Raw genomic sequence first — 24,393 nt, 5'->3', positions numbered from 1 at the left:
CCCGTCTTTCCCGTCTTTCCCGTCTTTCCCGTCTTTCCCGTCTTTCCCGTCTTCCAACTTTCCAGCCTAACTTCGCCCCCTTATGACCCGAAAAGTAAGAGTAAGATTTGCACCCAGCCCTACCGGAGGCCTTCACCTGGGTGGTGTGCGCACCGTTTTGTACAACTACCTGTTTGCCAAAAAGCACGGCGGCGACTTTGTGCTGCGTATAGAAGATACCGACCAAACCCGCTTTGTGCCGGGCGCCGAAGAATACATTTACGAAACCCTGGAGTGGTGCGGCCTCAGGCCTGATGAAAGCCCGCGTCATGGCGGTCCCTTTGCACCTTACCGCCAAAGCGAACGCAAGCTCCGCTACCGCCAGTATGCCGACCAACTGGTAGCTGCAGGACAGGCTTATTATGCTTTTGATACTGCCGAGGAATTGGATGCCATGCGCCAGCGTTTGCGCACGGAAGAAAATCCAACACCTCAATACGACCATACAGTGCGCATGCAAATGCGCAACTCGCTTTCTCTTTCTGAAAGTGAAACAAAGGCATTACTGGATGCCGGCACCCCACACGTGGTGCGGATCAAAATGCCACAGGGCGAAACCCTCACCTTTACCGATATGATCCGCGGTGAGGTAAGCTTCGACACTTCGGTGGTGGATGATAAAGTATTGCTGAAAGCCGATGGCATGCCTACTTATCACCTTGCCGTGGTGGTGGATGACCAGCAGATGGAGATCACCCATGCCTTCCGGGGTGAGGAGTGGCTGCCCAGCGCACCGGTCCACGTACTGTTGTGGCGTTACCTGTTTGGCAAGGACCAGATGCCACAGTGGGCACACCTGCCCCTGATTTTGGGCCCTTCGGGCAAACTGAGTAAACGTGATGGCGCTAAATATGGTTTCCCCGTTTTTGCAGCCAATTGGACCGACCCTAAAAGCGGCGAACTGACCGAAGGGTTCCGCGAACGCGGCTTCCTGCCCGAAGCCTTTGTGAACCTGCTGGCCATGCTGGGCTGGAACAATGGCACCGAACAGGAGTTGTTTTCGCTGGAAGAACTGGTACAGGAATTTGACATCGCCAAAGTACACAAGGGCGGCGCCAAGTTTGATTTTGATAAGGCCAAGTGGTTCAACCACGAATGGATCAAAAAGCAGGATGCAGCAGTTTACGCACCACAGGTAAAAGCTTTCTTTGCAGCCCATGGTGTGACCATCACCGATGATGCGCATTTTATCACCATCCTCAACCTGGTAAAAGATCGTTGTACCCTGCTGGCAGATTTCTGGGAGCAAAGCAGTTTTTTCTTCCAGGCCCCCCAAAGCATCGACACTGCGCCCATCCTGGCAAAATGGAACGAAGCAAAAACAGTATTCTTCCAAAGTTTTGCGCAATCACTAAATGCCGCTACGGAGTGGAACGCCGCAGCATTGGAAGCCTTGTTCAAACAACAGGCTACAGATGCTGGTATCAAACCCGGCGAGTTGCAGTTGCCTTTGCGTATTATGCTGGTGGGTGGCAAATTTGGCCCTCCTGTATTTGACATTGCTACGCTGATCGGGAAGGAAGCAACAGTGGCCCGCATCGAAAGCGCCCTAAAGCAACTCTGACGATTGCGGATATGGGATTTCAGAATTCGGAGGTTATCCTTAGGTAGTAAGCGCAATGCTTTTACAAACCTCCGAAATCCTCCTATCTTGTTGCCATGCGCAGCAAAGCATACATCATCCTCATACTATTGGCAGCACTCAAAATAGTGCTGCCTTTTTTATTGCAACATCCTGCCTTTGGCCTGCACCGCGATGAATACCTGTACTACCAGCAGGGGCAGCACCCCGATTGGGTGTACCTCGAAAACCCGGGCCTGATTGGCTGGCTGGCATCAGTTTCGGGATGGATGGGTGGCAGCTTTTTTTGGATCAAGTTCTGGCCTGCGGTTTTTGGCGCAGCCACCCTATTATTAACCGCTGGCATTGCCAAAGAACTGGGTGCCCGGTTGTTTGGACAGGTAGTATCAGCACTGGGTATTATCTGCAGCGCCTACCTGCGCATCCACTTTTTATTCCAACCCAACTTTCTCGAGATCTTCTGCTGGACCCTTGCTGCTTACTTTTTGGTACGGCATATCAACACGCAGTCCAACCGGTATTTATACCTGCTGTTTGCAGCATTGGCGTTAGGCCTTTGGAGTAAATATTCGGTCGTGTTTTTTGCTTTATCTATTGCGGGAGCCTTGCTGCTCACTCCTTATCGTAAATGGTACACCCGCAAATCGTTTTGGGTGGCGGCTTTACTTGGGCTTGTACTTTCATTACCTAACCTGTGGTGGCAGCAGCAACACCAATGGCCCCTGTTCCACCACATGCAGGAACTACGCGAAACACAACTGCAGTATGTGGATAGTGCTACCTTCTTCAAGGAGCAACTGCTTATGTTGATACCAGTAGCATTTGTATGGATTGGCGGATTGATATGGATATTACGCAACAATAAGTACCGCGTAATTGGGCTCTGTTTCCTGTTGTGCATTGCAATGATTGCCTTGGGAAGCGGCAAAGGCTATTATACCTTGGGGGCTTACCCCATGATGCTGGGTGCAGGCGGCGCCTGGCTGCAACAGTTGGTACGCAGAACATGGTTGCAGGTAGCGGTAGTGCTTTTGGAGGTTGTGTGCACCTTACCTTTTGTTCCTTTATTGCTTCCGTTGCAACCGCCAGCGGCAATGGCAGCCAGCAATAAAAAATACGGGCTCCAAAAAATAGGACTGCTACGTTGGGAGGACCTGCAGAACCATGCCCTGCAACAGGACTTTGCCGACATGATTGGCTGGGATGAACTGGCGCAAAAAGCAGAGCGGGCCTATCACCAGCTGCCACCCGCTGCACAGCAGCAAACCATTGTTTATTGCCGCAGCTATGGACAGGCAGGCGCACTGCTATACCATGCCCAAGATACCCGCTTTCGTAAAAAAGTGATTTGCGATAACGGCACTTTCCTGTTGTGGATACCGGACAGCTTGCACTTCCGCAACCTGCTCTTTGTTGGCCGCGATATGCCGGAAAAAGATGATGCCGTATTTCAGCAGTTTCGTTCTGTGCAGGTACTCGACTCCGTCACCAACAGCCTTTCCAGGCAGTACGGCGATAAGGTCATTTTGTTTCGTGATGCAAAGGACAGTGCGTTTATACTGGCCAACCAGGGCCTGGAGGAGATGAAGGCTGTGTTTGGAGAATAGAACCCTATTTTTGGCACAGAGGAATACACGATTGCATGAATACAAATAACCGACCCATACGCGTGCTGGTAGCCAAGGTGGGCCTTGATGGCCACGACCGGGGCGCCAAAGTAATCGCCACCGCCCTGCGCGATGCGGGCATGGAAGTGATCTATACCGGCCTGCGCCAAACGCCCGAGATGGTGGTGAACGCCGCACTACAGGAAGACGTGGATGCTATTGGCATCTCGATTTTATCCGGCGCCCACATGACCGTCTTTCCCAAAGTAATTGCCCTGATGAAAGAAAAAGGCATGGATGATGTGCTGCTTACCGGTGGCGGCATCATTCCCGATGCCGATATGAAGGAGCTGCATGCGCTGGGTGTGGGTAAGCTGTTTGCACCGGGCACTTCCACAGGGGATATTGCGGGATATATTAGGGAGTGGGTAAAGGAGCATCGAGCCTTTTAAAAATTGCCAATCTGTTTTATCTTTTGAATCCGCAATGGGAACACGGATTGAACGGATAAAACGGATAAGATGATACACCAGAACTTAACCGATCAAATTATCAAAGCTTTCTACACAGTATATAACGAGTTAGGATATGGCTTTCTGGAAAAAGTGTATGAAAACGCATTATTTCTGGAGTTACAAAGCAGTGGACTTACAGTTATGCGTCAGATGCCAATAGATGTATTTTACCATAAAACAAAAGTGGGCACTTACTATGCGGATCTATGTGTTGAGAATAAGGTGATTATTGAATTGAAAGCGGCTGAAGGAATCAATAAAGAACATGAACACCAATTGCTGAATTACCTAAAAGCTACCTGTATAGAAGTTGGACTGTTGCTCAACTTTGGAATAAAACCCGAGTTGAAGCGGAAAATTTTTGAAAACAGGTTCAAAAATCCGTTCTCATCCGTTCCATCCGTTTAATCTGTGTTCCCATCAAAAAACAACACCATGTACCAAACCATCACATCAGATCTAACGAATAATATCCTTACGCTCACCATCAACCGCCCCGATAAAATGAACGCTCTCAACAAACAGGTGTTTAACGACCTGGAAGCGGTGCTCAATGAAATAGAAAACAACCCCGAAATAAAAGCTGCTATCATTACCGGCAGTGGCCCCAAAGCCTTTGTTGCCGGCGCCGACATTTCGGAGTTTGGCGGGCTGGACGGAGAACAGGGAAAAGCGTTAGCAAAACGAGGACAAGACATTTTTTTCCGCATCGAAAACAATAGGAAACCCATTGTTGCCGCAGTTAATGGCTTTGCACTGGGTGGCGGCTGCGAACTGGCCATGGCCTGTCATTTCCGTATTGCTTCGGAGAATGCAAAGTTTGGACAACCCGAAGTAAACCTTGGGCTCATTCCCGGCTATGGTGGCACGCAACGTTTAACCCAGCTCATAGGCAAAGGCCGTGCACTGGAACTGTTGCTTACCGGCAATATGATTGATGCTGCCACTGCACACCAATACGGATTGGTAAACCATGTAGTGCCACAAGAACAATTGCTGGAAAAAACAACGGGCATTTTGCAAACCATCCTCACCAAGGCGCCTATTGCCGTAGCCCAATGCATCCGCGCTGCCAATGCAGCCTATGCACCGGAAAACCAAGGTTATGAAATGGAACTGACCGCCTTTGGCGACAGCTTCAACACCGAAGACATGAAAGAAGGAACGGCTGCTTTTTTAGAAAAAAGAAAGGCGGTGTTTACGGGGAAGTAATTGTTGGGAAAGCTGCAAGTTTCAAGCTACAAGCTGCAAGTGTTTAGGGCAGCAAATGTTCTATATAGTTGCTCATTGTCCCAATAAAAAAGCCCGCAGCAAATTGCTTACTGCGGGCTTTGTATTAATGACTAAACTCCTTTGCTATCTACAGTTAAGCTACTGTTTGGCAGCCTACGTATCAATTGGTGTGATTAAAGGATTGAGGTTTTGTCATGCCGACGCATGCCAACATCTCCTACTGCTTTCATATACTCCGATAATTTGAGGAGATGCCGAAACAAGTTCGGCATGACAATCACTAACATTCATCGACTATCCTTCACACCTCGAAGCGTTTTTCCGAACTAGAAACTAAAAACAAGAAACCAAAAACTAAAAACCTCACGGTATTCGCTTCAACCCCTCCCATCTAACTTTCCAGCTACCATCCTTTGGAATGCCAGGTAAACTTTGGGTTGCGCCATCATAGCCAGCCACCATCATGGCAGCAGCAGCCAGCACGCCCCCATTGCCGGGCAGGTAGAGGCGCAAGCGATCATCCTGGTAGTTGTGGCCATTGGGTAAGTAGGTGTTGGTTTTAATGGGCATCAGCAGGCCTTCAATGGCTTTATCGGGCATGCCCAGACGGGTAGCGCTCATGGCTACCATCGGGAAGTCCCAGCCCCAGGTATCAGGCCAATGCCACACCTTCCATACATGATCGAAGGTGCGGCGCATGGTGGCACTGTCTACCAGCGGTGTTTTGGCCACCATGCCCCAGGTACCCAGCACCGAAGGGTGGTCGGTCATAAACTCGGCACGGGTATACGAATCAGGCGCACTTTCAGCAGCGAGGTAGATGCCATCTTTTTGCGGCAGCAGCGATAGTTGCTGTATTACTTTTTGCCAGTTGGGATCGGGTTGCATACCCAGTCGTTTACGCCATTCCTGGGCCGTTTGTAGGGTCCAATACCAATAAGCCAACTCGTAAGGTGGATTATAGGTTTCTTCGGGCTTGAAACGCTCCTGTGCGGGTATCAGACCCTTTCCCAACACATACCGCTTCTGAACCGAATCGTACACGGGGTACGAAGCCATAAAATCGGCGGTGGCAAATACCAGGTCTTTATACCGGTTAAGCGTAGCCGCAGTTGGTTTGTTGCGATATACCAGCTCAGCAAAGTACACAAGGTGGGGTTGTTGCCACACCAGGAATGCACCTACTGAAGAAGGACTTTCCTCTCCATTATGGTTTACCATCTTTTGCCAGCGTACACCCTTGTATCCCTGGCGTTGGGCAATACCACGCGCTTTGCCCGCAACTTTCCAGTACCAACCGAGGCTGTTTTCCAACAGGTCGGTGCGGCCCCACAATGCGAAGTGGATACCATGCCAGTAGTGCATTTCCAGGTGGGGCTTGCCAAACCAACTATTATAGGTAAGACCTGTTTCCTGTGGCGGGTAAGCACCGGAACACTGCACTTTGGTGAGGTATTGCGACAGAATAATGCGGCGCTCCAGTTCATAGGCCCTCTTGTCCGTACTGCCCGAAAAATCGATGGCGCCACCGCGGCTCCAAAAAGCTTTCCAGCCGGCAACACTGCTGCTGTGCACGCCTGCAAAATTGGGCAGCGCAACAGGCTGCTCAGGCGAAAAAACAAAAGCGAAAGAAAGGCTTTGCTGCCCCTTACCTGGCTGCAGCAGGAAGTGGTGGGCACCAGCTTCCTCCAGTTGTGCAGTGCCCTCCCAGTTCAATCCAACGAAGTAGTGATCTTTATCCAGTTTGCGTTGCAGCAAAGCACTATTGGCTTTACGTTGAAGCAATTGGGATTGATGCTTTTCAGGGAGCTTATAATTGGTACCCACATCGGTCCACTCGCCTGTTGGGTAAGGAAAACGCAGGAACACTTCCAGTCGGCCTGCTGCAATCAAAGGCGAACTGATTTTTGCCGCCACCGCATCCTGCTGCTGGTGACCTGCAGTGATTACATCAACCGGCTGGCCTTCCACTTCAAAATGGCTGGTGATGATGCCGGTCCAAGGATTCAACTCCTGGTGCATATTAGCTAGGTCGGAAAGCACAACATCGCTGCCATCCTTTTTGCGGATGCGCAATCCCACATTACCCAGCTGCAAGCGGTGGGGGTTTTGCCTGAACCAGTTGGCTGCATCCTTGTTGCGACCATTGCCATTCCACTGCACCGAATAAGAAACCTTGCGGCCATTGAGTTCATAATCGCGCAGGGATTCTTCAAAACGATAGTTGGCCGTGTCGATGAAACTGTGCCAGCCCCACTCCGATTGCGTGCCCAGCGGCACACCTTTCTCGTATGACAGTGGAAAGCTTTGCAAACCGGTGACGTCGGTGGTAAAAGCAAAACGGCCATTGCCCACCGTTAAAGAAGCCAGGGTATCTGCCTTTGTGTTGACTACCTTATGCCGCTCTACCAAGGCCCTACGGTTAATGGGTTGTGCAATGGCCTGCACTGCAAGCAGCAATGTAAGTACAAGAGTGAGTTTATACATGATGCGGGTTATAGAGGATGATGCAGGTAAAAGTTTCAAAACAAGCAGTAGGAAGATCAACAGTCCAGTGACCTTTATCTTGCAACAGTTGACATAAGGCAGGCCTAACGTTTTGAAATCATGCCTGCAACGGTGAAAGCTAACAATGCCGCTACTGTTCAATAGTAACGATTACAATGAGTTGGTAAGCTGCCTGTAATTTCTGCCCGGAACGATTCTATCATATAGCCGGTGTGAAGCAGCACCGCACAGGCGGTTGTTTGGGCAGGAGCAATCCATTTCATTGGTCAAGCATTTAAAGTAGCATGGAAGCTAAATCAAAGCCAATAGGTCTTTGTCCTGTACCATCCTGCCAACAGGTATGAACCAGCCCGTTGGTGACTATACGCAACCAGCTTGTAGTTCCAGGCACAGTAATATCAAAAACAGGAAACCAAAACAGGCACTAAGATCTTCAGAAAGGAAAAACGCGAACTGTTTTTACATAACGGCTTTGGTAATAAGCATTCAAAGGCGTAATGGTAACACCATAAGCTTTGCCCGAAGTGGAATGAATAAAACGAAGCGAGTCGCTGTTGTCAACAATGATACCCATATGCCCTACCAGTTGTTCGGTGCTGTCGGTGCCGGTAAATAAGATCAGGTCGCCGGGACGTGCTTCGTTGGCAGCGATGGTTTTGCCCACATTGGTAAAATCGATGGAAGAACGCGGCACAGCGATACCGAAGTGATTGAAGACATAAGTGATAAAGCCGCTGCAATCAAACCCTTTTGAAGGATCGGTAGAGCCATACAGGTAGGGCACGCCGATCTGGGTTTTGGCAAAAGTCACCAGGTCGCCCGGCTTTGTATTCCGGGTATCAATCACCTGTCCCGGGCGGATAACAGCGGTATCCAACTGGCGGGTGCGGTCGGGGCGGCTGCTGTCAGGAACGGCAACAACCCTTTGTGGCCCGAATGCGGCACTGCTGTCTACATCCACCAGACCTTCGTCCTTGGTGGGCAAATTCAAATCGCAGGAACTACCCATAATGGCCAGTATTGCCAGCAAAAAACTATTTGTGCGCATCGCCCGTCCGTTTCGGTTTTACCTGCAAGTTTCCTGCTAAATTTGGCGACCCAAAAAACCCACTGTATGGATTTCAGAATAGAAAAGGATACCATGGGCGAAGTGCAGGTGCCCGCAAACGCTTATTTCGGCGCACAAACACAACGCAGCATCGACAATTTCAAGATCGCGCAGGACATCAACCGGATGCCCAAAGAGATCATCAGCGCCTTTGCCTACCTGAAGAAGGCCGCCGCCATCACCAATGCCGAGGCGGGTGTATTGCCCAAAGAAAAGAGCGACCTCATTGGCCGTGTGTGCGACGAGATCCTCGAAGGCAAGCTGGATGAATATTTTCCGCTGGTGGTATGGCAAACCGGTAGCGGCACGCAAAGCAATATGAACGTAAACGAGGTGGTTGCCTACCGTGGCCATGTGCTCAACGGCGGCCAGCTCTCCGATAAAGAAAAGTTTCTGCATCCCAACGATGACGTGAACAAGTCGCAGTCGTCGAACGATACTTTCCCCACAGCCATGCACATCGCGGCCTACAAGATGCTGCTGGAAGTAACCATCCCCGGCATCGAGCGCCTGCGCAATACCCTGGCTCAAAAAAGCAAGGAGTTCATGCACGTGGTGAAGATCGGCCGCACCCATTTTATGGATGCTACGCCGCTCACGCTGGGACAGGAGTTCAGCGGCTATGTGTCGCAGCTGGACCATGGCCTGCGTGCCATCAAAAACACCCTGCCTCACCTGAGCGAGCTGGCTCTTGGTGGTACTGCAGTAGGTACCGGCATCAACACGCCTGAAGGGTATTCGGAGAACGTAGCGAAACACATCGCCGCCCTCACCGGACTGCCTTTTGTAACGGCCGAAAACAAGTTTGAATCGCTGGCGGCACACGATGCCATCGTGGAAGCACACGGCGCACTTAAAACCGTTGCCGTTAGCCTGATGAAGATCGCCAACGATATCCGTATGCTGTGCTCCGGCCCACGCAGCGGTATTGGTGAAATCTTTATTCCCGACAACGAGCCCGGTTCATCCATCATGCCCGGCAAGGTAAACCCCACACAGTGCGAGGCGCTGACCATGATTGCCGCGCAGGTACTGGGTAACGATGTGGCCATCAACGTAGGCGGCTCCATGGGTCATTTTGAACTGAACGTGTTCAAGCCCGTGATGATCTACAACTTCCTGCACAGCGCCCGCCTGATTGGTGATGGCTGCATGAGCTTTGATGAAAAATGCGCTGTGGGTATCGAGCCCATCGAAGCCAATATCAAAAAGCACGTAGACAATTCGCTGATGCTGGTAACCTCGCTCAACACCAAAATCGGTTACTACAAAGCCGCCGAGATTGCGCAGAAAGCCCACAAGGAAGGCACTACGCTGAAGGAGATGGCCGTGAAGCTGGGTTATGTTACCCCTGAAGAATTTGACCAGTGGGTGGTGCCTGCCAATATGGTAGGGAAAATTGAAGGTTAAGCAAAAAATTAGGATAAGATGGAAAGGAGCAGCTCAAGGGCTGCTCCTTTTTTATGCCCAATAAACAGGCAAGAAAATGAATGCGGAAAATCGGGGCCAATCCTGCCGCACACACCCGATTATACCCGTATAAACCTGCTTGTGTTTTGTGCGGGAAAATCATCGTAAATTATAGGAGCATCACCTCGCTAACACCCTTCACCTGCCAAAGCTTTTGCCATGAAAGCACCCTTAACCTACTGTTTGTTGACCCTGCTGCTCTTGCAGCTTTTTTGCAACCCCTTACTGGCCCAACCCCCGGGCTGCACCCTGCAACCACCTGTAGCCCGTATTGATTTTGGCAAGGGAGAAGTAGACGACTTCAACCAGGCCGCTCTGTACAACTACGACCGCATTTACGGCTCCTGCCCTACCGATGGGCATTACACGTTTACTTCCGCCACTTATGATTGTTTTGCCGGCGACTGGTTTACCATCACTGCTGACCACACTCCCGGTGATATCAACGGCAATATGATGCTGGTAAATGCATCACCTTCAGGAGGCATCTTTCTCAAAAAAGCCATCACTGGCCTCAAAGGCGGCGGCACTTACGAAGTGTCCATGTGGATGATCAATGTGTGCCGGCTGGGTATCTGCTGTTCTTCTCTTTCACCCGATGTATCGTTTACCCTGCACAGCATTGGCGGACGTAAACTGGCCTCCTTTCGCATCGGCGATCTGCCCCAACGCAACACGGCACAGTGGCGCAAGTTTGCCGGCTATTTCACCCTGCCTGCAGGCGAAAACAGCGTAGTGCTCACCATGAGCAACAGCACCGTTGGCGGCTGCGGCAACGACTTTGCGCTGGATGATATCAGCTTTAGCGAATGCGTGCCCATCAAACCCGATGTAGCTAAAATGCCGGCAAAGAAAGCTACACCAACCAAAAAGACAACACCAAAACCCGTAGCGGAACCGGTGGTAAAACTAACCAGCGCTCCCAACCGCGCAATGGCGAAAGCCAGTCCGGAAAAGCTGCCAGCGCCAGCGCCCACTAATACAACCAACAACTTGCTGCCTCAATTCAAACCCAGCATACCCCCTCCCCCACTGGTGCGCAGTCGTTCCAACCCACTGGCAAAAGAAATCTTTACCGGCACTGCCGAACTGCAAATTGCTTTGTATGATAACGGACAGGTAGATGGCGATACGGTGAGCGTGTACCACAACAACGAACTGGTGATTTCCAACGCCCGGCTTTCGCAGGCGCCCCTGCGCTTGAAGGTCAAAGTGGATGCAGCCAACCCTTACCACGAACTGATCATGGTGGCGCATAACCTGGGTTCCATTCCGCCCAACACCTCATTGATGGTGGTTACTGCAGGCGAGCAGCGGTACCAGGTAAATATTTCTTCTTCTGAACAGCAGAATGCCAGGGTGGTGTTTCGGTGGCAGGAGTAGTTGAGCAGGCTGTAAACATTTTGCAATAAGCAGCAAAAAACTGCAAGTAGGTAACTGTATTATGCGAACGTATGCAGGTTGGATACATGCAGTTTACCTGTTTCAAAGCAGCCTCACGGCTGCTTTTCTATTGTTGGCACCCACGGGAAAAATCACGTTTACCATAGGGGCAATATCACCTGTTATGAAAAGGAATACGGTTGCAATTTCACTTGTGCACGCAACACAAAACGATTTTCAATCAAAACCTTATTCACTTTTAAAAACAGCATTATGAACAAAAGCATTTTTGCCGCACTGCTGATGGCGACTACCTTGATCTGCACATCTTGCAGGAAAGACAAAGACGAGAACGCCGGTCCTGAAGCAGGCATTGTTGGCAAGTGGAAAGTTGAAAGAATGGAGTACACCGATTCGGGTGACCTTAATGGTGATGGCATCACCGATGATCCGGAAATTTATATCGAACTGGGAGGTGCAGAAGACTATGTTCTATTTGGCGCAGATGGTAAGTGCACGACTTTCATCGATGGTGATGAAGACAAAGCCACCTGGCGAATGGAAGGAAATAATAACCTGCAAATCAAGTATGAGGACGAAGACGACTCCATTTCTTTTGCCATCAAAGAATGGACTAACAACCAACTGGTGTTGTATGCTGCAGAAGAAAGTGCAGGCGCCAAATACGAAGAAATTATTTACCTGTACAAGTAACAAAAGAGCACTGCCTGTAGCCAAATAAACAAGAGCCAGTAAAAAGAAGAACGCACTTCTTTATTTCTTAACAGGTTGCTGTTAAACTTTGTCTTAACTTAACCGTCCAAATTTCGAAAGCTAAACAATACGACCATGAAACAGCAACCCAAAGAAGGGGTACAACAGCAAGAGCCTAAGCTCGAAGTGCTGTACTCGTCGAAGAAAGAACTGGCTGCTGTGCACCTGATCACTCCCAATGGAATTTTCAGCTATGCCAGCCTTGGCCCCGAGCCGGGTCCCAGCAAACAAAAAAAGCAGGACGCAGCCTAAAGGCCGCAACGCAATAGTTCTTTTGAAATCCGCTCGTAAGGGCGGATTTTTTTATTTGTACCAAAACATAAGCGTTTATCAGAAACCGTTAAAACGGTTTCCGGCAAAAGGTCCTTACGCCAAAAACCCACGGTTGAAACCGCAGGCTGATTAAATATGGGGCCCTTAAAGAACCTAACAAGTAGTAAAACAAAACGCTTCCAATTGGAAGCGTTTGATATTGTAACCCGGCTTATACAGCAGGTGCATTGTCGCCCACACTATGGGTTTCCTGACCGGATACTTCTTCCTGCTCCTCTTCATCTTCACGTTGGAAGAATCGCTTTTGAAACAGGAGCAAGACAATCACACCCAATGAAATAGAAGCATCGGCAATATTGAAGATGGGACTAAAGAACTCAAACTCCTTCCCTCCAATCAGGGGCAGCCAGTTGGGGAAATTGGAATGTACCATGGGGAAGTACAACATATCTACCACATGCCCGTGGAGGAAGCCCGCGTAACCTCCACCTGCAGGAAAGGCTTCCGCCACCTGCGTGTAGGTGGATTGGCCAAAGATCATCCCGTAAAAAAGCGAATCAATAAGGTTGCCCAATGCACCGGCATAGATGAGCGATGCGCAAATGATAAATCCCCTTGTGTAACGCTCCCGTACAATTTTCACTAAGTACCAGGATCCAAAACCTACAGCTACCAGTCGGAAAAGCGTCAGGAATATTTTACCAAAGTCACCGCCAAATTTCCAGCCCCAGGCCATGCCTTCGTTTTCGATAAAGTACAGCCGGAACCAGGAAAGGCCTAGCACATTGGTGATGTGTCCAAAGGGAAAAGAGGTTTTGATCCAGATCTTTAAAGCCTGGTCGGCCACAATCACCAGCAAAATGATCAGTATAGCGGAACGTAGTTTCACGAAGTATTAGTTAGGGGGTCAAAGATAAGGGGAAAGGCATACCCCCTGTCCCCCTGAAAGGGGAACTTAGGGCGGAATGGCTGCAGGTAAGGGTGTATGCATCAGTGCGGAAGTGTTTAATTAGAAATTTGGCTGTGGGTGCATTGATGGGAACACGGATGGAACGGATGGAACGAATGAATACGGATATCTGTTCTTATCCGTTTCATCCGCGTTCCCATTTTACTATTAAATACAATTTTTTTTGCAATCAAGCTAACCGACCTAAGTTCCCCCTTTAGGGGGACAGGGGGTGGGTGTTACTCCTGGTAATACACCCTCTTTACTCTTTGTGATATTCCGGTCATGATCTCGTAGGGAATGGTGCCGCCCCATTGAGCCAGTTGCTGTACGGGCAGCTCCTGTCCAAAGATGATCACCTCATCGCCCTCCGATACACCGGGAACGGTGGTTACATCAATCATGGTCATGTCCATACATACGGTGCCTACCACAGGTACCAGCCGGCCGCGTACCCACATTTTGCCTGCCCCATTGCTGAAGCGGCGCGAGTAACCATCGGCATACCCAATACGCACGGTGGCGATGAGCGAGGGATGGTCGATGGCACCCCGGCGGTTATAACTCACCGTTTCTCCGGGCTGGAGTTGCTTCAGTTGTGCAATAGTAGAACGCAAGGTTGCTACAGGCTGCAATTCTACGCTGCCGCTTACGGTTTCCACACCATACAAGCCAATGCCTAACCGCACCATATCGTAGTGCAGAGCGGGATGGCGGATAATAGCAGCGGAATTGGCAATATGCCGGATAAAAGGGTAAGTAATGTGCTGTTGCAATAAAGCAATGGCCTGCCCAAAGGTTTGCACCTGCTGACTGGTAAATGCATCCTGTGCAGGGTCTTCGCTTGCAGCCAAATGGCTGAAGACGGTTTCAATTTTCAAAAGCCCTTTCTCCACTATTCGTTGGCCAATAGCAGCAATGCTGTTGACGCTAAAGCCCAAGCGGTTCATGCCGGTTTCTACTTCCAGGTGCACCGGCCAAGAGCTCAATCCCTGACCGGAGATATAAGCTTCAAAACGCTCCAGCAGTTCGGGACTGTAAATAACCGGCTGCAGGTTGTGATCCACAATGGCATCGAAGGAAGAAGCATCGGCATTGATCACCATGATGGGGAGGCTGATGCCTTCACGGCGCAGGTCAACACCTTCGTCCACATAGGCCACACCCAGGTAGTCCACATTATTTTGCTGCAGCACGGAAGCGATCTCGGCACCTCCGCTGCCATAGGAAAAAGCCTTCACCATGGCCATCATACGGGTACCGGGCTGGAGCAGCGCCTGGTACTGCCTGATATTGTGTACCATGGCGTTCAGGTTGATCTGCAACACCGTCTGGTGCACCTTCTGCTCAAAATGGTGGGCAATGCGTTCGAACTGGAAACGGCGTGCGCCTTTTACCAGGATGGTTTCGTTGTGAAAAGAAGAAGTCCGGAAATGCTGCAGGAATTCATCAGTTGAAGGGAAAAAGCTGGCGCTGGTTCCTGCAGCCAATGCACCGGGAAGCAAGTCGCTGATTTGCGCTCCAATGCCTATTACTTTTTGCACTTTATACTTTGCCAGTGCACCGGCCACATTGCGGTACAGGTCCGAAGCTTCGCGGCCGCTTTCCATAAAATCGGAAAGAATAACGGTACGGGCCTGGCCGGTTTGCTGTTGCGCCATAAAGGCCAGCGCCAGCGAAAAGGATGTGATGTCGGCGCTGTAGCTATCGTTGATGATGGTGCAGCCATTGATGCCATCAAAAAACTGCAGGCGCATATCCACTGCATGCAGCTGCGCAAAGCGATCACTGAAATCGTTCAGGTCTTTTCCTAAATACAGGAGTACTGCGCAGCAATGCAGGGCATTTTCCTGCGCCACCGTATCTGCAAAAGGAATAGTTACGGTGTATATTTTTGCACCAAAAGAAAGCACCAGTTTTGAACTGTTGTGGCCAGCCTGTATTTCCTTTACCACTACTTCATTGTCTTCCCTCCTGCCCCAGGTAAACAGGGTGGCGTCGGTAAATAGGTGCTGGTATTTTTCCTGCGTGATGATGGCGGCAACACCTTCAAACAATTGTGCTTTCTCTTTTGCTTTAGCAGCATCGCTTGCAAAACCCGCGCTGTGCGCATCACCCAGGTTGGTAAACACACCAATGGTAGGCTGAATGATATCGTGCAGGCGGCGCATTTCACCGGGCTGAGAAATACCTGCTTCAAAGATGCCTAGGCTATGCTCTTCGGCAAGCTGCCATACACTGAGTGGCACGCCTACCTGCGAGTTGTAACTGCGGGGGTTGCGGCAAATCTTTTCTTCTTCCTGCAACAACTGGTACAACCATTCTTTTACGATGGTCTTGCCATTGCTTCCGGTAATACCTATCACGGGCAAAAAAAACTGCTCGCGGTGATGCTGCGCCAGTTGCTGCAAGGCCTGCAAAGGATCGGAAACAACAAAGAAGTTGGCTCCGGCAAAAGCGTCTTTGTCGGGCGCATCGCGTACCACGAAATTGCGCACGCCCTGCTCGTACAAAGCAGTCACATAGGCACTGCCGCTGCGCCTTGGGCCATCCAGTGCAAAAAACAGGGTATCGGCAGCCTGCAGCAGGTGCCGGCTATCGGTAAGCAGGTAGCGCACCGGCGCATCGGGCTGTGTCAGCCGGGTGTGCGGAGCGATGATGGCGGCGATGGTGGAAGCGGAGTAAAACATGGGGTAATGAGCTAATTAGCCAATGTGCTAATGTGCTAAATATTGGGTTGCTGTACTTGCACAAAACAAATACAAAACAAGGATGTGCAAACAGAATTAGCACATTAGCTAATTACCTCATTAGCACATTACTTACAGGCTTCCATCCTCCACCTCTCTCGGCACGCCTTTACGCTGGTGGTAAATAGAATACCAGATGGAACCACCCAGGCAGAGTACGATAAAGAGCAGGGAGATGTAAATGGGTACATGGACATCGAAGATTTCTACCAGCATTTTCAAACCGATAAATACCAGTACAATGGCGATGCCTTGTTGCAGATAATCGAACTTGTTTACGGCACCCCGCATCAGGAAGAAGAGGGAACGCAGCCCCAGCACCGCGAAGATGTTGGAAGAGTAAATCACCAGGGTATCGGTAGCGGTCAGTTCTTTACCGGCTTCCTTTACTACGCCCAATACTACAGGGATGGAGTCGAGGGCAAATACAATATCGGTAGCGGCCAGGATAAACACCACTACGGCAAGCGTGGTAAAGAATACCTTGTTATGCAGGCGGATGATATAGCGGCCTTTGGGGTCCACTTCTGTTACCCGGAAATACTGCGTAACAAACTTGTACACGGCAGTATCGGCAGGGTTGAATTCTTCTTCGTCTTTTTTTGCAAACAGCTTGATGCCCGTATATACCAGGAAGGCCCCAAAGATGTACAGGATCCAATGGAAGCGTTCTACCAGCTCAATACCTACTGCTATGAAGATGATGCGGAATACAATGGCCAGGAGGATACCAATGAGCAGGGCCCTGCCGGCATCCGATTCGGTTACTTTAAAGAAGGTAAAGATGAGGATGAACACAAAGATGTTGTCGATACTCAGGCTCCATTCCATCAGGTAAGCCAGTATGTATTTGGTAGCAGGTGCGCTGCCGTGCTCAAACCACATAAAGCCAAAGAAGGCAAAGGAAAGTGCTACCCAGAACAGGGTTTGGTACAATGCCTTACGGATGGTGATGGTAGAACCTCTCTTACTCAGCAGGCCCAGGTCAAGCACCAGGGCTACAATGAGTACGATACCAAAAACTAGATAGGTTATCTGATTTGCCGACATAGCTGTTGCTTATAAATTAAGCCAGCAAAGGTAAAGGTTCGGGGTCAAGCCCATATGCTAATGCTTTTAATCTGGATGCTTTTCTTGATAATGGGAAAACTTGTCCGTGCAAGTATAAACATGCAGATTCACCTGGCTTTTTATATTACCGTGCAGGCACCGGCCAAAGCTTTGGTGCAACAACAATCCATTTACCCAACATATACCCCTCAGCTATAAAATCCCGGTTCCGGCAAAAACCGTCGGCAAGCTTCTGCTTTGAATTGGCCACCAACTGTTGTACATTAATCGCATCCCGCCATTCATCCTGGTTCGTTCCCTTTTCAATTCTTACCATCAACTGCAACTAACCGGCTTTCTGCATCCTGCGAAATCACTTTTTCTTTTGGACCCGATTTTTCACGCCTAAACTTTTTTTATGAAAAAGCTGTTTTCATGCTTGCTGGCTGGCCTTTTATTGGCAACAGCCAATCTTCACTCCCATGCGCAAACCGTTCAGCCTGGTGGCGGCACATTGTTTACTGTTTCTGCCCAGCCTTCTTATTCTGCCTTCCAGCAGGGCGTCTACCACTATGATATGGGTAATGTCAATAAGGCGCGCCAGTCGTTTCAAAAAACCAAGGAACAGGACCCAAGACATGCCATGGCCAATGTTTACCGGGCCCTGGTCTCCCCCTCGCCAGAGGACTTTTCCTTGTACCTGCAAAAAGCAAAAGAAAACTTGGAAACTGCCAATGAGTTTGAAAAGCTGTACTATACATACGCCGAAACTTTCCTGAAAGATGACTGGGAAACCCGCCTGGCAACTGCCCAGAAAATGGTAGCACAGTACCCCGACAAGGCAAGAGCCTACCTGCTGTTGGGCGATACCTACAACCAGGCTGATGAACCGGAAAAAGCCAGGAGTAATTACCAGAAAGCCATCGAAATGGAACCTGCATGGGCGGCTCCTTACATGCAGTTGACCTTTTCTTATTTGCTGCGCAATCCAACAGATATCAAACAGGCCGAAAAAAATGCAAAGAAACTGGTCAGCATCGCACCCGAAGGGTCTACTTACGTGATGCTGGGAGATGTATACCGGGCGCAAAATGATTTTACAAAAGCCATTGAGGTTTACTCAAAAGGTATTCAAATGGATGCCGCACTGCCACAACTTTACATCAAAAGGGGGCATGCTTATACCTTCTCCGGAAATTTTGACAAAGCGCGGGCCGATTACCAACAGGCCGGCACCATAGACGATGTTCCCATCAATGCGCACAGCTACTATGCCACAACATTCGTGTATCAGGGTATGCCGGAGAAAGCAGTACAGACCCTGTTAAACGATGCCGAAACCATTACCACAAATATGAAGGCACCACAGGCCATGGTTGTAAAAGATAATTTTTATTACCAGGCTGCATTCATATGCATGCATACAGGCGATGTGCAACAACTAAAAGAAATAATTGCCCGCTATAAACCTGTGTCATTAGCTGTGAGCAACCAAACCGGCACAGCAGAAGCAAAGCTGCAAAGCAAAGCAGATATGCTGTTTTGGGAAGGCATAGTCAAAACACTGGAAAAGGATTTTACAGGGACGCAAAAAAATGCAGACGAAATGAAAGTATTGCTGGAGCCAATCAAAAACCCGCGTAAGCTGGCGCCAAGTATCTTTTTGCGTGGATACACCAGCCTGCACCAAAAAGACTATGCGCAGGCAATTGCACATTTTGAAAAAATTAGTAAAGAAGACCGGTATGCCATGTATTGGATGGCCAAAGCATACGAAGGGCAAGGCAATACAGCAAAGGCGAAGGCCCTGTACAAAGATCTGGCTGCTTTTAACTTCAATGATATAGGTAATGCCCTGATCAGAAACGAAGTAAGAAAAAAGTTATAAACCCAATGATCACTTATTCCTTTCATAATAAATCCCGCCGGCAATGGCGGGATTTATTATGAAAGGTCAACTTAATAAAGCATCTGGAAAACAGGTGCTCATCTTGCATATTTTCTTTTGCGTAACTGCTGGTACACAAATCCAAACAGGATCATCAGCGCAATAGGCAGCGCCACGTTAACCAGTTGCCAGGTAGTTTGCTCAGCCTTCACCCTGCGAGGATCGAGCAAGCGCAGGCTGAACTCTTTGGCCCGTGTTTGTAAAATATTGGAAGGGTTCACCAGGTACTCGAGGCTGTTGAGGAAAAAGTCTTTGTTGGCAAAAGTGTACTGAGTAAACAGGTTTTGGCCCATGGGCAGGGGACCGGAGAACTGGCTGTATTGGTTCATAGCAATATCGCCATCGGCCACCACGATTATCTTGTTGTTGCCGCCTACCTTGTATTTGACGGGCATACCGGCAGCGGCCAGCGAGTCGGCAACCGCACGGGGCACCCGGCCGGTGTAGAGGCTGCGGAAATCGCCTTCCAGCAATACCGCTACAGGTACCTGCCGTTGGGTGAACTCTTTTTCCTCAGGCGCTATTTGCAAAAAGGTAAAATCAATTTTTGCAGGTGCGGGCAGCACCCGCGCATTGTTGGAGGAGTGCAGCAGGAAGGTCTTGGCCACCCCTGATGCGGCAACCGTGTCGAGCGTCGTTGGAAACATGCTGCGTACACCATCCAGGTTTTTGCTGATGGGATGGTTGGTGCCATTAAGAATGGGAAAAAACGGCCAGCTTACAAAACGCTGTTGCTGTCCCTGACCTTCGCCGCTCACTTGTGGCAACTGGTCGGCCTGCATATCCTGCAGCAGGCTTTGGTTGATGCGTACACCGTAGTTGAACAGCAAATCCTCCAGGTTCAATCCACGATCATAAGCAACAAAGCCATTCGATTTGTACAAGCTGTCGAACTCGGCATACATATTATCCACCATCCACAACACCTTGCCGCCGTTCATTACATATTGGTCGATCTTCAGCTTTTCGGCATCAGAAAAGGGTATGGTTGGCTTTACAAATACCAGCGCGTCGATCTGCTTAGGTATGTAGGGAAACTCACGGATGTTGAGTGTATCGGCGTAATAATTTGTAAACAGCGTACGCACCGCATCATCAACGGTTGGTCCCCAGCTTTCACCGTTGCCCAGCATGTACGCTACCGTTGGTTTCTTTTTAGCTGTCACCTTTTGTATGGCCGAACCAAAATTATATTCCAGCGAAGCTTCCACGTTGTTGTAAAGGGCTGCAAGTTGCTCAGCCTCGGTACCAAAGGACCGGGCACCTTTCAGGAAGTCAACACCCACTGCTTTATCGCCATAACGCACCACGGCGCCATGCACCAGTTTCTTTACTTCCAGTTCATCGCCCACTTTTTCCGGCGCATTAAAAAGTACGGCATTGAGGCCATAGTAGTATTGCAGGGAATCTTCCAGCCTGCGGGTTGCAGCCGTATCACTTGCATCGGCATATGGATTAATAAAACGGAACTGGACCTTGTTGCCGCCATATTGTTTGGCTTCAAACAAGAACTCACCCACCGCATTGCGGAACCTGCGCACAACAGCGGGCAGGTCATCGCCTTCGAGCAATACATCTATTTGAACGGTGCTGTCCAGCCCACGCAACAGCTCTTTTGTAGGCGCACTCAGCGAGTAGCGTTTTTCTTCGGTAAGGTCGGCACGCACATGCAGCAGCGAAGCCAGTACATTTACCAGCACCAATGCTACCAGCAATACAATCCAGCCAATCTTTTTATTGCCAAACAATTTGTTCATAGCTTATCGGTGCTGCAGGTTTTGACGGGTGATGAGCAGGAAAAAAAGTACCAGGCTGATAAAGTACACCAGGTCGCGGGTATCGAGCACGCCGCGGCTGATGCTGGTATAATGATAACGGATGCCCAACATTTCGATGTAATAACCGGCGCCATTATTAAACAGGGGCAACTGGCTCAAAGCCTCAAAGCCAAAGTAAAACAACACCATCACCACGATGCTGATGATAAAGGCAACAACGGCATTATTGGTAAACGAGGAAACGCAAATACCGATGGCCGTAAATACCGCGGTAAGAAAAAGCAAGCCCAGGTAAGAGCCAGCAGCAGCACCGGCATCAATCCCAGAAGTAGCTGCCAGGCTGTTGATCGAAAAGAAATATACCAGTGTGGGCAGCAGTGCAATTGCCGCTACAGCAAAACTGCCCCAGAACTTTCCGCCCACCAGCTGGCCTGCCGTGAGCGGCCGGGTGCGCAATACCTCGAAGGTGCCCCCGCGGTACTCATCGGCAAAGGAGCGCATGGTAACTGCGGCCGTCAGGAACAGCATCACCCAGGGTGCAAAAGCAAAGAACTGGTCGAGCGTGGCAAAACCGCTTTCCAGTATGTTGTTGCGAAATACAAACAGCACCAACCCGTTTACCAGCAAAAACACCACGATGGCGATATAGCCCGTTAGGCTGCTGAAAAACTGGCTGAACTCTTTTTTACAAATTGACCACATCAGTAAGTACGAAGTTAGAAGTGGGAAGTACGAAGTAGGTGCAAAATAGGGGATAGTTGGGAGTCAAAAGTTTAAAGTTGGTTGTAAACGATTGAAGGGCATCTACAGTGTATGTAGATAAGATCGTATTCACAAAATGTTGGCACCTCGCCAATGCAGCATGCATTGCTTCAGTTCACAGAAACGGTTGAAACCGTTTTATCGTATTCGTTCTTGCTATGCCCCACGGCTAAAGCCGTGGGCTAATAAACGCCAACCATGTTATAACAACTTCTTGCAGTAAAAACGAAGCCAGCATTGCAAGATTTTTTCAAATTAGTCAACAGGTGAAATTGTAAACGACCCATCCTACCGATCCTTCCAAAATCCTACACATCACCGGTCAAAACAAAACCCCGCCAAAGCGAGGTCTTATAACATTGATGAACAGGTCAATTCTTAAACGACCCAATCATACAATTCCTTTCAAAATCTTATAAATCACCGGTTCCTGCTTACACGGCGAAGCTATCACCGCAACCACAAGTTCTGCTGGCGTTAGGGTTTTCAAAATAAAAACCCTTACCATTCAGGCCATCGGAGAATTTCAGCTCGGTGTTCACCAGGTACAAGAAGCTTTTTAGGTCGGTTACCACCTTTACCCCATTATCTTCAAACACCTGGTCCATGGGTTTGCTTTCGTTGTCGAAGTCCAGCTTATAGCTCAAACCCGAGCAACCTCCGCCTACCACGCTCACCCGCAGGAAATAGGAACCATCGCCGGCAATACCAGCGTCCTGCATCAGCTGACTTACTTTTTCTTTTGCCTTATCGCTTACGAATATGGCGTTGTCTGTTCCAACCATAATGCTAATGTGATAATGTGCTAATATGCTAATGTGCTAAAAAGGCAAACTGATGTAACAGATTACCTTATTAGCACATTAGCATATTGGCTAATTAGCTAATTAATTAGTGTACTACGCTCTCTTCGAACTGGATTTCTTCCAGGCCGTTCTTCTTGCGGTAGTCGTTAACGGCAGCCTTGATGGCGTCTTCGGCCAGTACCGAGCAGTGGATCTTAACGGGGGGCAGGTTTAGTTCTTCTACCAGCACCATGTTGTCGATCTTGATGGCGTCTTCAATGCTTTTGCCTTTCAGCCACTCGGTAGCCAGCGAGGAAGAAGCAATGGCCGAACCACAACCGAAGGTTTTGAATTTGGCATCGGCAATCACGCCGTTCTCGTCCACCTCGATCTGCAGGCGCATAACGTCGCCGCACTCAGGAGCACCTACCAGGCCGGTGCCTACATTGTTTTTGCTCTTGTCGAGGGTACCCACATTCTTGGGGTTATTGTAATGGTCCAACAGTTTGTCAGAGTAAGCCATAGTGGTAATTTGATAATAAGCTATTGTGCTAATTACGTACCGGTTATGAAAAGAGTGATGCCAATCAGCTAATTAGCACATTAGCTGATTGGCAGATTATGTTTAGTGGTGTGCCCACTCGATGGTATTCAGGTCGATACCCTCTTTGTACATTTCCCACAGCGGGCTCATCTCGCGGAGCTTGGTTACTGTTTTGGAAATGGCTTCGATGGTATAATCGATCTGCTCTTCGGTGGTGTAGCGGCCCAGACCAAAACGGAGCGAACTGTGTGCCAGATCGTCGCCGAGGCCCAGTGCTTTCAGCACGTAAGATGGCTCGAGTGAAGCAGAAGTACAAGCCGAACCGGAAGAAAGCGCGATGTCCTTATTAAAGCCCATCAGCAGGCCTTCACCTTCCACGTACTTGAAAGAAATATTGGTAACATGGGGCAGGCGGTGTGCGGGGTCGCCGTTGATGTATGCCTCTTCCAGTTGCATCAGGGCACCTTCCAGTTTGTCGCGGAGCTTGCTCAGGCGCTCGGCATCCTGCTGCATTTCGTTCATGGCCAGTTCGCAGGCTTTACCAAAACCAACGATACCAGGCACATTGAGGGTACCGCTGCGCATGCCACGCTCATGTCCGCCACCGTCCATCTGGGCAGTAACTTTTACACGGGGGTTCTTGCGGCGAACGTATAGGGCGCCTACACCCTTGGGACCGTACATCTTGTGTGCGGTAAAGGCCATCAGGTCAATATTGTCGGCCTTCACGTCAACGGGGATTTTACCTACTGCCTGCACACCATCGGTGAACAGCAGCACACCATGCTTGCGGGCAATGGCACCGATCTCGCGGATGGGCATCAGGGTACCAATCTCGTTGTTGCCATACATGAGGGCAATAAGGATGGTGTTGGGCTTGATAGCGGCTTCCACCTGCTCGGGGGTAACCAGGCCTTTATCGCTTACTTCCAGGTAGGTAACCTCGGCACCTTCTTTCTCCAGGTGCTTGCAGGTATCCAGCACGGCTTTGTGCTCGATGTTACAGGTGATGATGTGGTTGCCTTTGGTAGCATACATCTCAAACACACCTTTGATCGCCAGGTTATCGCCTTCGGTGGCACCGGAGGTGAAAATAATTTCTTTAGGATCGGCGTTGATTAGTTTGGCTACCTGCTCACGGGCATAATCCACAGCTTCTTCAGCCTTCCATCCAAATGGGTGGTTGCGGCTGGCAGCGTTTCCATAAGCCTCGGTGAAGTAGGGAATCATGGCTTCTACTACACGTGGATCACAGGGCGTAGTAGCGTTATGATCAAGATATATGGGAAGTTTCAGCATACAATATGTATTTGTTTTCGTTTCGGATAGCAAATT

The 24,393-nt window shown here is 49.6% G+C and carries 20 protein-coding genes; 10 read left to right on the top strand and 10 right to left on the bottom strand.

The window, feature by feature from the left end:
* Window positions 1-82 precede the first annotated feature (82 nt).
* The 5 genes from gltX (at window position 83) to BUE76_RS05405 (ending at window position 4,955) form a co-directional block, all read left to right on the top strand.
* Entirely contained in the window at window positions 83-1,603 is a 1,521-nt protein-coding gene (gene gltX / locus BUE76_RS05425) for a glutamate--tRNA ligase (protein ID WP_073047575.1), read from the top strand.
* A gap of 95 nt (window positions 1,604-1,698) precedes the next feature.
* Window positions 1,699-3,228 (top strand): ArnT family glycosyltransferase, encoded by a 1,530-nt coding sequence (locus tag BUE76_RS05420; RefSeq protein ID WP_073047577.1) that lies wholly within the window; start codon window positions 1,699-1,701, stop codon window positions 3,226-3,228.
* Between the two features lie 35 nt (window positions 3,229-3,263).
* Window positions 3,264-3,680 carry a cobalamin B12-binding domain-containing protein gene (locus BUE76_RS05415; protein ID WP_073047580.1) on the top strand — a complete coding sequence of 139 codons (417 nt, stop codon included), beginning with the start codon at window positions 3,264-3,266 and terminating at the stop codon, window positions 3,678-3,680.
* Window positions 3,681-3,749: 69 nt separating this feature from the next.
* A complete protein-coding gene (locus tag BUE76_RS05410; RefSeq protein ID WP_073047583.1) occupies window positions 3,750-4,151 on the top strand; it encodes a GxxExxY protein in 402 nt (133 codons plus the stop codon).
* 27 nt (window positions 4,152-4,178) lie between these two features.
* On the top strand, window positions 4,179-4,955 hold the full coding sequence (locus BUE76_RS05405; RefSeq protein WP_073047586.1) for an enoyl-CoA hydratase/isomerase family protein: 777 nt from the start codon (window positions 4,179-4,181) through the stop codon (window positions 4,953-4,955).
* Window positions 4,956-5,339: 384 nt separating this feature from the next.
* Here BUE76_RS05405 and BUE76_RS05400 read toward each other — a convergent pair whose 3' ends face one another.
* Together BUE76_RS05400 and BUE76_RS05395 are read right to left on the bottom strand one after the other, a co-directional pair.
* The gene (locus tag BUE76_RS05400) at window positions 5,340-7,463 is read right to left on the bottom strand and encodes a hypothetical protein (RefSeq protein ID WP_073047589.1); all 2,124 of its coding nucleotides are present in this window, start codon (window positions 7,461-7,463) and stop codon (window positions 5,340-5,342) included.
* A 454-nt stretch (window positions 7,464-7,917) separates the two neighbouring features.
* Window positions 7,918-8,532, bottom strand: a complete 615-nt coding sequence (locus BUE76_RS05395) for a C40 family peptidase (protein WP_073047591.1) — start codon at window positions 8,530-8,532, stop codon at window positions 7,918-7,920.
* A gap of 66 nt (window positions 8,533-8,598) precedes the next feature.
* Here BUE76_RS05395 and fumC point away from each other — a divergent pair, with 66 nt between their 5' ends.
* The 4 genes from fumC to BUE76_RS24425 all read left to right on the top strand — a co-directional run bounded on the left by fumC (window position 8,599) and on the right by BUE76_RS24425 (window position 12,471).
* The gene (gene fumC / locus BUE76_RS05390) at window positions 8,599-10,002 is read left to right on the top strand and encodes a class II fumarate hydratase (RefSeq protein WP_073047594.1); all 1,404 of its coding nucleotides are present in this window, start codon (window positions 8,599-8,601) and stop codon (window positions 10,000-10,002) included.
* A 219-nt stretch (window positions 10,003-10,221) separates the two neighbouring features.
* A complete protein-coding gene (locus tag BUE76_RS05385; protein ID WP_073047598.1) occupies window positions 10,222-11,445 on the top strand; it encodes a hypothetical protein in 1,224 nt (407 codons plus the stop codon).
* 273 nt (window positions 11,446-11,718) lie between these two features.
* Complete coding sequence (locus BUE76_RS05380) at window positions 11,719-12,159, top strand: lipocalin-like domain-containing protein (protein ID WP_073047601.1); 441 nt, start codon at window positions 11,719-11,721, stop codon at window positions 12,157-12,159.
* 135 nt (window positions 12,160-12,294) lie between these two features.
* A complete protein-coding gene (locus tag BUE76_RS24425; RefSeq protein WP_158069929.1) occupies window positions 12,295-12,471 on the top strand; it encodes a hypothetical protein in 177 nt (58 codons plus the stop codon).
* Window positions 12,472-12,703: 232 nt separating this feature from the next.
* Here the strand turns inward: BUE76_RS24425 and BUE76_RS05375 are convergent, their stop codons facing one another.
* The 3 genes from BUE76_RS05375 to BUE76_RS05365 form a co-directional block, all read right to left on the bottom strand.
* Window positions 12,704-13,381: a lipoprotein signal peptidase gene (locus BUE76_RS05375; RefSeq protein ID WP_073047604.1), complete on the bottom strand. Its 678-nt coding sequence runs from the start codon at window positions 13,379-13,381 to the stop codon at window positions 12,704-12,706.
* A gap of 299 nt (window positions 13,382-13,680) precedes the next feature.
* Window positions 13,681-16,131: a bifunctional UDP-N-acetylmuramoyl-tripeptide:D-alanyl-D-alanine ligase/alanine racemase gene (locus tag BUE76_RS05370; protein WP_073047607.1), complete on the bottom strand. Its 2,451-nt coding sequence runs from the start codon at window positions 16,129-16,131 to the stop codon at window positions 13,681-13,683.
* A gap of 132 nt (window positions 16,132-16,263) precedes the next feature.
* Window positions 16,264-17,241, bottom strand: a complete 978-nt coding sequence (locus BUE76_RS05365; RefSeq protein ID WP_073047618.1) for a TerC/Alx family metal homeostasis membrane protein — start codon at window positions 17,239-17,241, stop codon at window positions 16,264-16,266.
* 418 nt (window positions 17,242-17,659) lie between these two features.
* Between BUE76_RS05365 and BUE76_RS05355 the strand changes: the two genes are divergently transcribed.
* Window positions 17,660-19,129, top strand: coding sequence for a tetratricopeptide repeat protein (locus tag BUE76_RS05355; RefSeq protein WP_073047623.1), 1,470 nt, complete (start codon window positions 17,660-17,662; stop codon window positions 19,127-19,129).
* 98 nt (window positions 19,130-19,227) lie between these two features.
* On the opposite strand, the gene gldG is transcribed toward BUE76_RS05355, so the two are convergent.
* The 5 genes from gldG to BUE76_RS05330 form a co-directional block, all read right to left on the bottom strand.
* Complete coding sequence (gldG, locus tag BUE76_RS05350) at window positions 19,228-20,946, bottom strand: gliding motility-associated ABC transporter substrate-binding protein GldG (RefSeq protein WP_073047625.1); 1,719 nt, start codon at window positions 20,944-20,946, stop codon at window positions 19,228-19,230.
* 3 nt (window positions 20,947-20,949) lie between these two features.
* The gene (locus BUE76_RS05345; RefSeq protein ID WP_073047627.1) at window positions 20,950-21,669 is read right to left on the bottom strand and encodes an ABC transporter permease subunit; all 720 of its coding nucleotides are present in this window, start codon (window positions 21,667-21,669) and stop codon (window positions 20,950-20,952) included.
* Window positions 21,670-22,163: 494 nt separating this feature from the next.
* Complete coding sequence (locus BUE76_RS05340) at window positions 22,164-22,514, bottom strand: HesB/IscA family protein (protein ID WP_073047630.1); 351 nt, start codon at window positions 22,512-22,514, stop codon at window positions 22,164-22,166.
* A 106-nt stretch (window positions 22,515-22,620) separates the two neighbouring features.
* Window positions 22,621-23,037: a Fe-S cluster assembly scaffold IscU gene (gene iscU, locus BUE76_RS05335; protein ID WP_073047635.1), complete on the bottom strand. Its 417-nt coding sequence runs from the start codon at window positions 23,035-23,037 to the stop codon at window positions 22,621-22,623.
* Window positions 23,038-23,139: 102 nt separating this feature from the next.
* Window positions 23,140-24,357, bottom strand: a complete 1,218-nt coding sequence (locus BUE76_RS05330; protein WP_317041381.1) for an IscS subfamily cysteine desulfurase — start codon at window positions 24,355-24,357, stop codon at window positions 23,140-23,142.
* Window positions 24,358-24,393: the final 36 nt, after the last annotated feature.

Origin of the sequence: Cnuella takakiae, assembly GCF_001953305.1 — a bacterium.
Taxonomy (GTDB): Bacteria; Bacteroidota; Bacteroidia; order Chitinophagales; family Chitinophagaceae; genus Flavisolibacter; species Flavisolibacter takakiae.
This window is presented reverse-complemented; position numbering and strand designations above follow the sequence as displayed.